Annotated in this window: 11 protein-coding genes and 1 pseudogene; 7 read left to right on the forward strand and 5 right to left on the reverse strand. The window is 58.4% G+C overall.

The features are described 5' to 3' along the window. The first annotated feature begins 44 nt into the window (after window positions 1–44). The 6 genes from IFU29_RS00265 (at window position 45) to spy (ending at window position 6,973) form a co-directional block, all read left to right on the forward strand. Window positions 45–1,265, forward strand: a complete 1,221-nt coding sequence (locus IFU29_RS00265) for an aspartate aminotransferase family protein (protein WP_191932147.1) — start codon at window positions 45–47, stop codon at window positions 1,263–1,265. After that, a complete protein-coding gene (gene astA, locus IFU29_RS00270; protein ID WP_191932148.1) occupies window positions 1,262–2,296 on the forward strand; it encodes an arginine N-succinyltransferase in 1,035 nt (344 codons plus the stop codon). The genes IFU29_RS00265 and astA overlap by 4 nt, the downstream gene beginning before the upstream one ends. Continuing rightward, entirely contained in the window at window positions 2,293–3,762 is a 1,470-nt protein-coding gene (gene astD, locus IFU29_RS00275) for a succinylglutamate-semialdehyde dehydrogenase (RefSeq protein WP_191932149.1), read from the forward strand. Before astA ends, astD begins: the two co-directional genes overlap by 4 nt. Continuing rightward, window positions 3,759–5,087, forward strand: a complete 1,329-nt coding sequence (gene astB, locus IFU29_RS00280; protein ID WP_191932150.1) for an N-succinylarginine dihydrolase — start codon at window positions 3,759–3,761, stop codon at window positions 5,085–5,087. The genes astD and astB overlap by 4 nt, the downstream gene beginning before the upstream one ends. 72 nt (window positions 5,088–5,159) lie before the next feature. Further along, complete coding sequence (gene astE, locus IFU29_RS00285; RefSeq protein ID WP_191932151.1) at window positions 5,160–6,161, forward strand: succinylglutamate desuccinylase; 1,002 nt, start codon at window positions 5,160–5,162, stop codon at window positions 6,159–6,161. A gap of 323 nt (window positions 6,162–6,484) precedes the next feature. Next, window positions 6,485–6,973, forward strand: coding sequence for an ATP-independent periplasmic protein-refolding chaperone Spy (gene spy, locus IFU29_RS00290; protein WP_191932152.1), 489 nt, complete (start codon window positions 6,485–6,487; stop codon window positions 6,971–6,973). Window positions 6,974–7,049: 76 nt separating this feature from the next. On the opposite strand, the gene cho is transcribed toward spy, so the two are convergent. The 4 genes from cho to IFU29_RS00310 all read right to left on the reverse strand — a co-directional run bounded on the left by cho (window position 7,050) and on the right by IFU29_RS00310 (window position 10,732). Beyond that, window positions 7,050–7,925 (reverse strand): excinuclease Cho, encoded by an 876-nt coding sequence (gene cho / locus IFU29_RS00295; protein ID WP_191932153.1) that lies wholly within the window; start codon window positions 7,923–7,925, stop codon window positions 7,050–7,052. Window positions 7,926–8,009: 84 nt separating this feature from the next. Then, the gene (gene nadE, locus IFU29_RS00300) at window positions 8,010–8,837 is read right to left on the reverse strand and encodes an ammonia-dependent NAD(+) synthetase (RefSeq protein WP_191932154.1); all 828 of its coding nucleotides are present in this window, start codon (window positions 8,835–8,837) and stop codon (window positions 8,010–8,012) included. Window positions 8,838–8,960: 123 nt separating this feature from the next. Next, window positions 8,961–10,151, reverse strand: a complete 1,191-nt coding sequence (locus IFU29_RS00305) for a multidrug effflux MFS transporter (RefSeq protein ID WP_191932155.1) — start codon at window positions 10,149–10,151, stop codon at window positions 8,961–8,963. Then, entirely contained in the window at window positions 10,148–10,732 is a 585-nt protein-coding gene (locus IFU29_RS00310; RefSeq protein ID WP_191932156.1) for a TetR/AcrR family transcriptional regulator, read from the reverse strand. The genes IFU29_RS00305 and IFU29_RS00310 overlap by 4 nt, the downstream gene beginning before the upstream one ends. A 196-nt stretch (window positions 10,733–10,928) precedes the next feature. Between IFU29_RS00310 and osmE the strand changes: the two genes are divergently transcribed. Next, a complete protein-coding gene (gene osmE / locus IFU29_RS00315; RefSeq protein ID WP_191932157.1) occupies window positions 10,929–11,264 on the forward strand; it encodes an osmotically-inducible lipoprotein OsmE in 336 nt (111 codons plus the stop codon). A 118-nt stretch (window positions 11,265–11,382) separates the two neighbouring features. On the opposite strand, the pseudogene katE reads toward osmE, so the two are convergent. Then, window positions 11,383–13,458, reverse strand: a pseudogene (katE, locus tag IFU29_RS00320) (catalase HPII); the annotation flags it as partial. Window positions 13,459–13,628 lie beyond the last annotated feature (170 nt).

The raw sequence follows: 13,628 nt of genomic DNA on the forward strand, positions 1-13,628 counted from the left end.
AATTCACCCTGCCTGCGCAGGGTAATGTGAATAACGAGGCCGCCATGCAACCGTCAGTTACCCGTGAAAATTTTGATCAATGGATTGTTCCCACCTATGCCCCGGCCAGCTTTGTTCCGGTAAAGGCAGAGGGTTCGACACTGTGGGATCAGGAAGGGAAGTCGTACATCGACTTTGCCGGGGGTATTGCGGTCAATGCGCTCGGGCATGCGCATCCCGAGCTGCAACGCGCCTTACAGCAGCAGGCTGCCCTGCTGTGGCACACCGGCAATGGTTATACCAATGAACCGATCCTGCGCCTGGCGAAACAGCTGATCGATGCCACCTTTGCCGACCGGGCATTTTTCTGTAACTCCGGGGCAGAAGCTAACGAAGCCGCGCTGAAACTGGCGCGTAAGGTGGCGATGGATAACGGGCAACCGCAGAAAAACGGTATTGTGGCGTTCAAAAATGCCTTTCACGGCCGCACGCTGTTTACCGTATCCGCCGGGGGGCAGCCAGCGTATTCGAAAGATTTTGCCCCCTTACCGCAGGGAATCGAGCATGCGGTCTATAACGATCTGACCTCAGCCGCCGCGCTGATTAACGACCAGACCTGCGCGGTGATTGTCGAACCTATTCAGGGGGAAGGCGGTGTGGTGCCGGCGGAACCCGGCTTTCTGCGCGGCCTGCGCGAGCTGTGTGACAGTCACGGTGCGCTGCTGATTTTTGACGAAGTGCAGAGCGGCGTCGGCCGCACCGGTTCGCTGTATGCGTACATGCACTACGGCGTGACGCCGGACGTGCTGACCACGGCGAAAGCGCTGGGCGGCGGCTTCCCTATCGGGGCGATGCTGACCACCGAGACCCTGGCCGCCCATCTGAATGTGGGCAGCCACGGCACCACCTACGGCGGCAATCCGCTGGCCGGTGCGGTCGGCGGTAAAGTGATGGAATTAATAAATCGCCCGGAAGTGCTGGCCGGGGTCGCTGAACGCCATCAGTGGTTTGTTGACGGTTTAACGGCGATCAACCAGCGTCTGCAGCTGTTCAGCGAAATTCGCGGTCTGGGGCTGTTGATCGGCTGCGTACTGAATCAGGATTACCAGGGAAAAGCCAAACTGATCAACCAGGCGGCCGCCGCCGAGGGCCTGATGGTGCTGATCGCCGGAGCCAGTGTCGTGCGCTTCGCGCCTTCCCTGATTATCACCCGCCAGGAAGTAGAAGAGGGGCTGGCTCGCTTCGAACGCGCCTGCCGCGCCGTCACTGAAGGAGCCCGCGTATGATGTTTATTCGTCCCGTTGAACGAGACGATCTCGCGCAGTTACTGCACCTCGCCGGGAAAACCGGCGGGGGCCTGACCTCGCTGCCTGCCGACAGCGACACGCTGTCAGCACGTATCGATCGTTCGCTGTTAACCTGGCAGGGCAAACTGCCGGATGCGGAACAGGGATACGTTTTTGTGCTGGCAGACAGTGAAAGCAAAAAAGCGGTGGGCATCTGTGCGATTGAAGTGGCCGTGGGTCTGCAGGACCCGTGGTACAACTTTCGCGTAGGTACCCAGGTTCATGCCTCCAAAGAGCTGAACGTCTACAACATGCTGCCCACGCTGTCGCTCAGTAATGACCACACCGGCAGCAGTGAGCTCTGTACGCTGTTCCTCGATCCCGACTACCGCAACGGTAAAAACGGCTATCTGCTGTCCAAGTCGCGCTTTCTGTTTATGGCCGGTTTTCGCCAGCACTTTATGCAGAAAGTGGTCGCTGAAATGCGCGGTGTGATTGATGAGCAGGGGAGCTCACCCTTCTGGGACAGCGTCGGAAGTCGCTTTTTCTCCATGTCATTTTCCGATGCTGACTACCTGTGCGGCACCGGGCAAAAGGCGTTTATCGCCGAGCTGATGCCGAAGCATCCGCTGTATATCGATTATCTGTCGGAAGAGGCGAAGGCGGTAATAGGCCAGGTACATCCGCACACCGCCCCGGCGCGGGCCGTGCTGGAAGCAGAAGGTTTTCACTTCCAGAATTACGTCGATATTTTCGACGGCGGCCCGACCCTTGAGTGTGATATTGACCGGGTGCGGGCGATACGGAAAAGCCGTCTGATGGCCGTCTCCCTGAGCGAGCGTCAGGATGATACGTTGCCGCTGTGCCTGGTTTCTAATGAAAACTATCATCACTTCCGGGTGATGCTGCTGCCTGCCGATCCACAGCGCGACACCGTCGCGGTCACGGCGGCCCAGGCCGAAATTTTAGGCTGCCAGCCGGGGGACAACCTGCGGGTAGTGACACTTTGTCGCGAGGAGAAGAAAGCATGACGCACTGTATTAATGGTCAGTGGCTGGCCGGTGGCGGTGAGATCCTGAGTAAAACCAGTCCGGTTGACGGAGAGCCGTTATGGCAAGGTAACACCGCCACCGCAGCCCAGGTGACCGCCGCCTGCGAAGCGGCGCGTGCCGCTTTTCCCGCCTGGGCCCGCCGTCCGTTCTCTGAGCGTCAGGCCGTTGCCGAAGCCTTCGCCGGTCTGCTGGAAAAAAACAAAGTGGCACTGAGCGAAGCCATCGCGCGCGAAACGGGTAAACCCCGCTGGGAAACCCAGACTGAAGTGCAGGCGATGATCAACAAAGTGGCGATCTCCGTCCGCGCCTGGCACGCCCGTACCGGGGAGCAGAGCAGTGGCGACAGCTCCCTGCGCCACCGCCCGCACGGGGTGATGGCGGTGTTTGGCCCCTATAATTTCCCGGGACACCTGCCGAACGGGCATATTGTTCCTGCACTGCTGGCCGGAAACTGCGTGGTGTTCAAACCCAGCGAGCTGACGCCGATGACCGCCGAACTGACCGTGCGGCTGTGGCAGCGTGCCGGACTGCCGGATGGCGTGCTCAATCTGGTGCAGGGCGGGCGGGACACCGGACAGGCGCTGGCGCAAGAGCCGCAGGTTGACGGCGTGCTGTTTACCGGCAGCGCGGCCACCGGCTATCAGTTACACCGTCAGCTTGCCGGTCAGCCGGAAAAAATGCTGGCGCTGGAAATGGGTGGTAACAACCCGCTGATCGTGGAAGATCCCGATGATATTGAAGGGGCCGTGCATATTGCTATCCAGTCTGCCTTTATCAGCGCCGGACAGCGCTGCACCTGCGCCCGGCGAATGCTGGTGCGGCGCGGTGCGGCGGGGGATGCTTTTCTCCGGCGGCTGGTGGAGGTGGCCGCCCGCATCCGTACCGGACGCTGGGATGCTGAACCGCAGCCGTTTATGGGCAGCGTCATCTCCCTGCAGGCGGCTGAAAAAATCTTCAGTGAATGGCAGGCACGCGTGGATGCTGGTGGCCAGGTACTGCTGCCCATGCAGTGGCCGCAGCGCAGCAGTGCCATCCTGACGCCGGGTATTATTGACGTGACTGGCCTGCAGAATCTGCCCGATGAAGAGGTCTTTGGCCCGCTGCTGACGGTGATACGCTATGACGATTTTGACAGTGCGATCCGCATCGCTAATGACACCCGTTACGGGCTGGCCTGCGGGCTGATTTCACCGCAGCGTGAGAAATTTGAACGCCTGCTGATTGAGGCGCGTGCTGGTATCGTCAACTGGAATAAACCGCTGACCGGGGCGGCCAGTACCGCACCGTTTGGCGGGGTGGGCGCGTCAGGCAACCACCGCGCCAGCGCCTGGTATGCCGCCGATTATTGCGCCTGGCCGATGGCGTCGCTGGAGTCGGCTGACCTGTCGCTGCCCGCCACGCTCTCCCCGGGTCTGGATTTTAGCGCGCAGGGAGAGACGCCATGAAAGCCCTTGAAGTGAATTTTGACGGTCTGCCCGGGCTGACCCACCACTACGCGGGGCTCTCCTTTGGTAATGAGGCTTCAACACGCTATCAGCACCAGGTGTCTAATCCAAAGCTGGCGGCGCTTCAGGGGCTGATGAAAATGAAAGCCCTGGCGGAGAGGGGGTTTCTGCAGGGAGTGATCCCACCGCACGAGCGTCCTAACATTGATGCGCTGCGGCAGATCGGCTTCAGCGGTAGCGACGAGCAGGTGCTGGCGCAGGCGGCGAAACAGAATCCGGCGCTGCTCTCTGCCGTAAGTTCTGCCTCTGCCATGTGGGTGGCCAATGCCGCCACGGTGTCGCCCTCTGCCGACAGCGCCGACAGCCGGGTGCACCTGACCGTTGCCAACCTGAATAATAAATTTCACCGCGCGATGGAGGCGCCGACCACCGGGGCACTGCTGCGGGCGATATTCCGCGATCCTCAGCACTTCAGCGTGCATGATGCACTGCCGCAGGTGGCCATGTTTGGTGATGAAGGGGCGGCTAACCATAACCGTTTCGGCCAGCACTACGGTGACGCGGGGGTACAGCTGTTTGTTTATGGCCGCAGCGAGATGGACGGCAGCGTGGCACCGTCTCGCTACCCGGCACGTCAGACCCGTGAAGCCAGCGAAGCCGTCAGCCGTCTGCATCAGCTCGACGCCGCGCGCACCGTTTTCGCCCAGCAAAATCCTGCGGTGATTGACCAGGGCGTTTTTCACAACGATGTCATTGCGGTCAGCAATCAGCAGGTCCTGTTCTGTCATCAGCAGGCTTTTTTACACCAGCCGGCGCTGCTGGCCGGGCTGGCGGAGAAGGTGCCGGGCTTCACGCCCATCGAGGTCCCTGACGACCGCGTCAGCGTCGCCGATGCAGTGGCGACCTATCTGTTTAACAGCCAGCTGTTAAGCAAGCCCGACGGCAAAATGCTGCTGGTTCTGCCCGATGAAGCGCGCCGTCACCCGGGCGTGTGGTCTTATCTGAGTGAGCTGGCGGCCAGCGGCGGCCCCATCGATGAACTGAAGGTCTTCGACCTGCGCGAAAGCATGTGTAACGGCGGCGGCCCGGCCTGTCTGCGCCTGCGCGTAGTGCTGAACGCCGCACAGCAGGCGGCCGTTAATCCGGCCGTGATGATGAATGATACGCTGTTTGCCACCCTTAACGGCTGGGTGGAGCGGCACTACCGCGATCGCCTGTCGCAGGCCGACCTCGCGGACCCTCATTTGCTGCGGGAAGGACGTGAAGCTCTCGATGAGCTCACTAAGCTGCTAAACTTAGGCAATGTTTACCGTTTTCAGCAGTAACGCGATGATCGCAGGGCCGGAGGTTTTCTCCGGCCTGTCAGGGCTGAACGGCGATTGATGTAAGGAGTAGCAATGCAGGATTTCCTCACCTTAACCCTCAACGGGCAGATCCCTGCCCAGCCAGAAGGACGCAATGAGCATCTGAGCTGGCGCTGGATTGACGTGGGCATTCTTGAAATTACCCCGCCTGAGACCGTATCCATGGCGCTGGTGGTTTCGGCGGGCGTACACGGCAATGAGACCGCCCCCGTCGAGATCCTCGAGCAGATGGTGGACTCGCTGCTGCGCGGCGAGCGGCCGCTGTTAACCCGTCTGCTGGTGATCTACGGCAACCCGGCGGCACTGCGGCAGAATAAACGTTATCTGCACGGGGACATGAACCGGATGTTCGGTGGTCGCTGGCAGCAGTATGAAGACTGCCCGGAAGCTCGCCGCGCCTGGCGTCTTGAGCAGGCAATGGAAAACTTCTGGCAGGCGGGAGAGTACGAAGAGGTGCGTTGGCATATCGATATGCACACGGCCATTCGAGGCTCGTACCATACCCGCTTTGGCGTCATGCCGCAGCGTGATACGCCGTGGCCGGAAACCTTTATGGACTGGCTGGCGGCGGCCGGGCTGGAAGCGCTGGTATTTCACCGCTCCCCGGGCGGGACATTTACCCATTACAGCAGCCAGCATTTCCAGGCGGCCAGCTGCACGCTGGAGCTGGGTAAGGCGCTGCCGTTCGGGGAAAACGACCTCAGTCAGTTCAGTGCTGCCGTGCAGGCGCTGGACGCGCTGATCAGCGGGGGGACGCTGCCTGAAGTTGCCGCCGCGCCGCGCCGCTATCGCGTTTCACAGCAGATCACCCGGCATACCGACCGGTTTGTGTTGCACATGAGCGGCGACACCCTGAACTTTACCGCCTTTCCGCAGGGGGCCCTGCTGGCTGAAGATGGCGACAAACGCTATTACGTGCAGCAGGCGCAGGAGTTTGTTCTGTTCCCGAATCCTGACGTCGCCAGCGGCCTGCGTGCCGGTCTGATGCTGGTGGAAGACACCGCGCATAATGAAGCGCTGGGGTCGACGCCGTAACCGCGTCGGTGCTGACGCTGCGGCCGTTTGACGGCCGCATTGTCCATTGCTCTTTTTTCCGCCATAAACCCTCACTTTTTCCTTTCGCTATGCGGACACGCGTATTACACTTCTCCACAGTTTCTGCACAAACCCCTGTAAATTCATATTTTTTTGCAATTCCTCACTCAATCCTTCGCATTCTCTCCATGATTGGCGTCAATCTGTCTTTTATGCTTTCAGGGCTTTACCCAGGCTCTGGGTAATTGACATTCAGCGTCGTAAACTTGCTTTCGACATCACGACAACTGAATTGCCACAGACTGAACTATAAGGACAATATTATGCGTAAATTAACCTCTTTTGTTGTTGCCGCTACACTGGCTCTTGGCACTGCGGGTATCGTTCATGCCGCAGCGGATACCCTAACGCCGCCGCCAGCGGGCGCAGACAAACCTCTGATGCATAAGCCACCGCGTCACGGTGGGATGCACGAAATGTTCAAAGGGCTGAATCTGACCGATGCGCAGAAAGAGCAGATGCGCACCATCATGAAAGCCTCGCACAAAGAGATGAAGCGTCCTTCTCTGGAAGAGCGCCGTGCGGTGCACAGCATTATTGCGGCTGACAGCTTCGACCGCAGTAAGGCCGACGCGCAGGCGACTGAAATGTCAGCAAACGGCAAAGCGCGCGCGCTGTCGATGCTGGAAACGCAGAACAAGCTGTATAACGTCCTGACGCCAGAGCAGAAAAAACAGTTTAATCAGAATTTTGAGAAACGTCTGACAGAAAAGCCTCAGCATGAAGGTAAAATGCCTCCTGCAGAAGACTAAAAGTCACTGATTAAACAGAGACCGCCGACGTTGCCCACCTTGCCAGAACGGCGGTGGTCAGCGTCGGCGGTCTTTTTTATGCCCCAGAAACGGGCAGGGGGATCACCGGTAGCTTACCCGACAGCAGCGGCCGGCAGAGGATTTTGTAACCGTCACTGTCGAAGCCCGGCGGAGTACTGCACAGTGCAGCGGCGTCTTCGAGTTCGCTGACGGAGCCCAGATAGAGCCAGTTATTGATCACATGGATCTGCTTGTGCATCACGCCCTGTTCCACCACCGCAATAGCCCCCGGCCAGGGCCAGCACTGTAGCCGCACGGCCTCCAGCGCTGCCAGCAGGCGCTGCTGATGCGCCTCAGGCGGTTCTTTGCCGCAGCAGGCACCGGCGCAGCGGCGCAGGCTGAAGCGAAAACACGGCCGCCCCTTGCTTAACGGCTCCAGACCCAGCAGGCCAAAGCAGAGCTGCTGCTCATCGGCAATTTTCTGCAGCGTCGCCAGCGCCGCCCGGCGGTGGGCATACAGGCCGAAGAGGTCCGGCGTATGCGAAAAATCGACCTCTTTGGCGTACACCACTTCCGGGCGGTCGTGCCGCAGCAGCAGGGAACAGAGCTGGCGGTTCTTACGCAGTCGCTTATTAAACAGCGGCTGCTGCAGCTTGATCATTTGTGCTTCCAGCAGCAGGGCTCCCATCTCTCCGGCGGTCGGGATAAAACTGATGCGGCGGGCCTGATAGAGCATTCGCGCTTCTGCCGGGGTCCGCAGATGTGACATCACACGGGTGCGAATATTGACGCTTTTGCCAATATACAGCGGCAGGGTCTCGCTCTCACCGTGAAAAATATAAACGCCGGGCAGGTTGGGCAGGTCAGCGATCCACGGACGCAGCTGTTCGGGATACTGATAGATGGCTTCAGCCTCGAATTCGAGGCGATGGCTGGCAGCTTTTCTTGTCACTCACAACTCCACTAACTGGTCAGATATACAGTATAGCAGAGGAATTTTGCGGGGCGAACCGGGAATTCAGTTCGCCCCGGCAGGTTATTTTTTCCAGAAATCGTCAAAAACAGTGATCGGAGGACGTCGCTTATGCTCGGTTTTCAGATACCAGTTCTCAATGGTGGCAGCCGCTGCAGAATCGATAGTTTCGCCCTGCAGATAGCGGTCAATCATCTCATACGTCACCCCCAGAGCCACTTCATCCTGCAGGCCGGGACGGTCGTCTTCCAGATCGGCCGTGGGGTGCTTGAGATACAGATGCTCAGGGCAGCCCAGCGCCTTCAGCAGCTGTTTGCCCTGGCCTTTATTGAGGCGGAAAAGGGGATTGATGTCCGTACCGCCATCGCCATACTTGGTGAAGAAACCGGTCACGGCCTCGGCCGCATGATCGGTGCCAACCACCACGCCTGAGGTCATACCGGCAATACTGTACTGGACCTTCATACGCTCACGCGCTTTTTCATTGCCGCGGATGAAATCAGAAAGAGCGATACCGGCGTCACGCAGCGCCTGCTCGCTGGCCTGTACGGCCGCTTTGATATTCACCGTCAATACGCGATCCGGCTGAATAAACGCAATCGCATCCTGGCAATCCTGTTCATCTGCCTGGACACCGTGCGGCAGACGTACGGCAATAAACTGATAGCCTTGATCGCCTGTTTCTGCACGGAGTTCGTTGATAGCGGTTTGACACAGCTTGCCGGCCAGAGTGGAGTCCTGACCGCCGCTGATCCCCAGCACCAGTGATTTCAGAAACGGATAGGTTTTCAGATACGACTTCAGAAACTCGACGCTGGTACGAACTTCTTCACGGGCATCAATTGTGGGTTTGACGCCCAGCGCCGCGATAATTTCCTGTTGCAATGCCATTGACCTCTCCTCAGATTCAGCGCCGGCGAACGGCGACACGCGATGTATATCTCTTAAAGCTAACGCGCCTGGCGTGAAACAACAACATTCAATCCGTTATTATCCGCGCCACGCGTTAAGGGCTTACTCTTTTTTGGGCTTTTGCGCCAGTCCGGTAAACATCAGGATGGCCAGCATATAGCAGCCAAAAATGGTGGCGGTCATGGTCAGCACCGAGGTGCCACCGATGCCGGTCACTGGCACACTGATGCCGCCCAGCGTAAACATGGTGACGCCAATCACGGCTGACGCGCTGCCCGCGCGATGGCCCTGGCTCTGCATCGCCAGTGAGGAGGCGGTCACCGAAATAACGCCGTTGCTGGCGACGGTAAAGAACAGGGCAACCAGCACCAGCGGCAGCGCCGCAGCGGTTAACCCGGCCAGCAGCAGGCTGGCCGATGAAATAAACGCCAGCGTCAGCCCGCCTTTGAGTACGCGATACTCACCCCAGAGCGGGCAGAGACGCGCACTGACCTGGGAAGCGATAATCAGACCGACGCCGTTGGCGGCAAAGCAGAAGCTGAAGGCCTGCGGAGAGAGCTGATAGATCTGCTGGAGCACAAAGGGGGAAGCGCCGATATAGGCAAACATCCCTGACATCATAAAGCCCTGGGTCAGACAGAAGCCCATAAACGGACGATGCGTAATGACCTGCCCCAGCGCGGCCCAGGCGGAGAAAATACTGCCCTGGCTGCGTCGCGCTACCGGCAGTGTTTCGTGCAGTTTGACGCGCGCCAGAATAAACAACATCAGGGCGATCAGGGCAATGACCATAAACAGGCCGCGCCAGTCAAGGAACGCCATCAGTGCGCCGCCCATCACCGGGGCCGCAATCGGTGCCAGCCCGTTCACCAGCATGAGCAGGGCGAAGAAGCGGGTCAGTTCATGCCCGCTGTACATATCACGGGCAATAGCGCGTGACAGCACAGCGCCCCCCGCGCCGGACAGCCCTTCAAACAGGCGGGCCAGCAGCAGCTGGTGAATATCCTGAGCCAGTGCACAGCCGATGGAGGCGATTAGCAGCAGCACCAGCGACAGCAACAGCGGGCGGATACGCCCGTACTTGTCGCTCAGGGGGCCAAAAAACAGCTGACCCAGCCCCAGTCCCAACAGCCCGGCCGTCAGACTAAGCTGTGCGGTGGCGGTCGGCGTATTCAGGTCGCGTGCCAGCTCCGGCAGGGCGGGCAGATACAGATCGATGCACAGCGGGCCGAGGGCCGCCAGCAGTCCGAGCGTAATGGCATAGCCAAGACGTCGGGAGTGAACAGGTGTCATGAATCCTCTGATTTAAAAAGAAGGTCGTTAATGTGTTGATACAGGACATGCAGACGTTCTGGTGAGGCTTTTTGCGGCGTAATGCGCCGGCAGGCGGTACCCTCGACCATGACGGCGAGGATCTCTACGCTGGCGCGGATACGCTCTTCACTAAAACCCGGGTAAAGGCGGGCGACTTTCTCGCAGGCATGGCTGAACATACGCTCATCCGCTTCGATCATCATTTTTGCCACGCGGGGGCTGCGGGTCGCTTCTGCCGCTACTTCCATCATCAGCGCCTCATCCTCTTCATTGTTCACCTCGCGCCAGGCCAGCAGCTCGGGCAGGTGGACATTACTGCTGGTACTGAGCATCTCCTGCAGCCGGGTATCAATAATCCGCCTGACGATTTCCTGAATGATTGCGTCTTTACTGGCGAAATAGCGATAGATCTGGCCGACGCTCAGCTGTGCCTCGCTGGCAAGCTGCGCCATGCTGGCGGCGTGGAAGCCGTGCTGGCGAAAACAACGACGGGCGGCGGTGATAATTTCGTCCTGACGCAGGCGATGACGGGCATCGCGGGCTTCTGTCTGTAGGCTCATTGTCGCTCCGCTGTTCGCTTGGACATTCGGTCAGGGCAAATGCACAAAACCGGGTTGACATGCGAAGGGTCATTCTCACTGCCGGATTATAAGCGTGACACGCATAAAGTGATAATAAATTGACGCCAAAAAGTTGATAAATCTGCATTTGTATTCCAGGCTTATGCTTACACGGAAATGACACGAGGAATAATAAATGCGTAAAGTTACGGGACTAATTGGTGCTGCAGTGGCACTGGCTGTGTTATCAGGTTGTACGGCTTACGATCGCGCTGAGAGCTATGCGACTAAGCCTGTTGTCCAGGATGTGAAAAAAGGAATGACGCGCCAGCAGGTTCGTGACATTGCCGGACCTCCTTCTACTGAAATCACCATGGTACACGCCCGTGGTACTTGCCAGACGTATGTCATTGGTGAGCGCGACGGTAAGCAGCAGACCTACTTTGTCAGCTACGCTGACACCGGCCGCGTGATGAATTACGGCTTCCAGAGCTGTAAAGATTACGATACCGACCCGCAGGTTAATCAGTAAACGATCCCTGTCTGACAAAAAACGGCCACTTCGGTGGCCGTTTTTTTATGTCTGCTTTTCGGCTGTTTTCCGTTCCCACCGGCGTTTGCCGGCGAGAACGGACCCGTAACCGGACGGATTATGCCGGTACGCTTAACGCCTTCTGACTGCGCGACCAGATACGGTGTGCGGCCATGGCCGCCAGGAATTCGCTCATCAGAACGCCTTCCGCTTTCGTATCAATAATCACCCCTTCCTCCTGTTCGTCATCAGCCAGACCAAACTGCGCGGCAAAACGGCGTGCCCCGCCGCTCAGACCAATGACCTTCAAATGCTTATAGGCTTCCAGCAGGAAGTAACAAGCGTCGCCGCGTAGCAGCAGGGCATCAATATTCCCTTCCGGGACAATGACCGCATCAAAGGCCAGTGAGGGCAGCGCGGTAAAGGTGGCATCAACCGGCAGCTGTGAGCCGTCGCTGGCACGGACCTGGCCCATGTGGGGTGCCAGCAGCTTCGCATGTACGCCCTGGGTTTTCAGCGCCTGCAGAATGGCCAGCGTATCGGCGGCATCAACGCCGTCGCTTGTCAGCAGCGCCACCTGACGCCCTTTAATATTACCGCTGGGGACCGCATACAGGCTGAGGCTGGCATCCTTCTTCAGTCCGTTGACATCTTTCGGCGGTGCTGTCTGCATCTGCTCTTCGGTCAGCGCAATCCCCAGGTTTTCTGCCACGCTGTGCGCGAGGGAAATATCGATATGCGTCAGCTGATCGACCACCCGGTCCCGGATGTAGCTGCGGCCGACCTTGCTCAATTCAAAGGAGAAGGCATCAATAATATGCTGCTGTTCTACCTGGGTCTGACTCAGCCAGAAGAGGCGCGGCTGCGAATAGTGCTCGTCAAACGAGGGGCTACGCTCACGGACTTTATGTCCTTCAATCCGCTCCTGATAGCTCTCAAAGCCGCCGTGGCGGGCAGCAGGGGGCGTTTCCCTTGGCCAGTTATCATTGATTGAGTTTGGCTCATAGTTGGCCGGGTTGGTATCGATATCCATGCGGTGCATCCCCTGGCGCTGAAAGTTATGGTAGGGGCACACGGGACGGTTAATCGGGATTTCATGGAAGTTAGGACCGCCAAGGCGGCTGATCTGCGTATCGGTATAGGAGAACAGTCTCCCCTGAAGCAGAGGATCGTTGGTGAAGTCCAGACCCGGTACGATATGGCCGGGATGGAAGGCGACCTGTTCTGTTTCTGCGAAGAAATTATCCGGGTTACGGTTGAGGACCATTTTGCCAATCAGTTCCACCGGCACCAGTTCTTCGGGGATCAGTTTCGTGGCGTCAAGCAGATCGAAGTCGAAGGCAAATTCGTCGCTTTCCTCAATGAGCTGTACACCGAGCTCGTATTCAGGGAAGTCACCGGCCTCGATTGATTCCCACAGGTCACGACGGTGGAAATCGGCATCACGCCCGCTCAGCTTCTGCGCTTCGTCCCACAGCAGGGAGGCTTTGCCTGCCACTGGCTTCCAGTGAAAACGCACAAAAGTGGCCCGCCCTTCGGCATTGATAAACCGGAACGTATGGATGCCAAAGCCTTCCATGGTGCGATAGCTGCGCGGAATGCCGCGATCGGACATGGCCCAGATAACGTTGTGCAGCGTTTCCGGCTGCAGGGAGACGTAATCCCAGAAGGTGTCATGGGCGCTTCCGCCCTGAGGCATTTCATTGTGGGGCTCGGGTTTGACCGCGTGGACGAAGTCCGGAAATTTATGGGCATCCTGAATAAAGAACACCGGCGTGTTATTGCCGACTAAATCGAACACGCCTTCCTCTGTGTAAAATTTGGTGGCGAAACCGCGGATGTCCCGCACGGTATCTGCTGACCCGGCGCCGCCCTGAACCGTAGAAAAGCGTACAAAAACCGGGGTAATGGTGTCAGGTGAGGCCAGAAAACCCGCTTTGGTGACGTGACTCATATCACGATAGGGCTGGAAGTAACCGTGCGCCGCCGAACCGCGGGCATGCACGATGCGCTCCGGGATACGCTCATGGTCAAAGTGCGTGATTTTTTCACGCATGATGAAGTCTTCCAGCAGGGTCGGGCCACGGGTACCTGCGCGCAGCGAGTTCTGATCGTCTGCAATTCGCGTCCCCTGATTGGTGGTCAGCGGCTGGTTTTTACCGCCCTTACGGAAGGGTTCAAGGGCCTCTACTTTGCTATTCACAGGGCAGGAAGGCTGTGGCTGGTCGGGGTGTTGCGTATTTTTTGACATGCTGTTTGCTCCGGTGACCGCATTAAGACACCAGTAACTATAGAACAGTGAGCAGTATACGCCTGAGAAATGAAGGGATATGGCGAATCAGGGAGGGAAAAAGAAACGGGCCG

The organism is Erwinia persicina, from assembly GCF_014838825.1.
Taxonomy (GTDB): domain Bacteria; phylum Pseudomonadota; class Gammaproteobacteria; order Enterobacterales; family Enterobacteriaceae; genus Erwinia; species Erwinia persicina_A.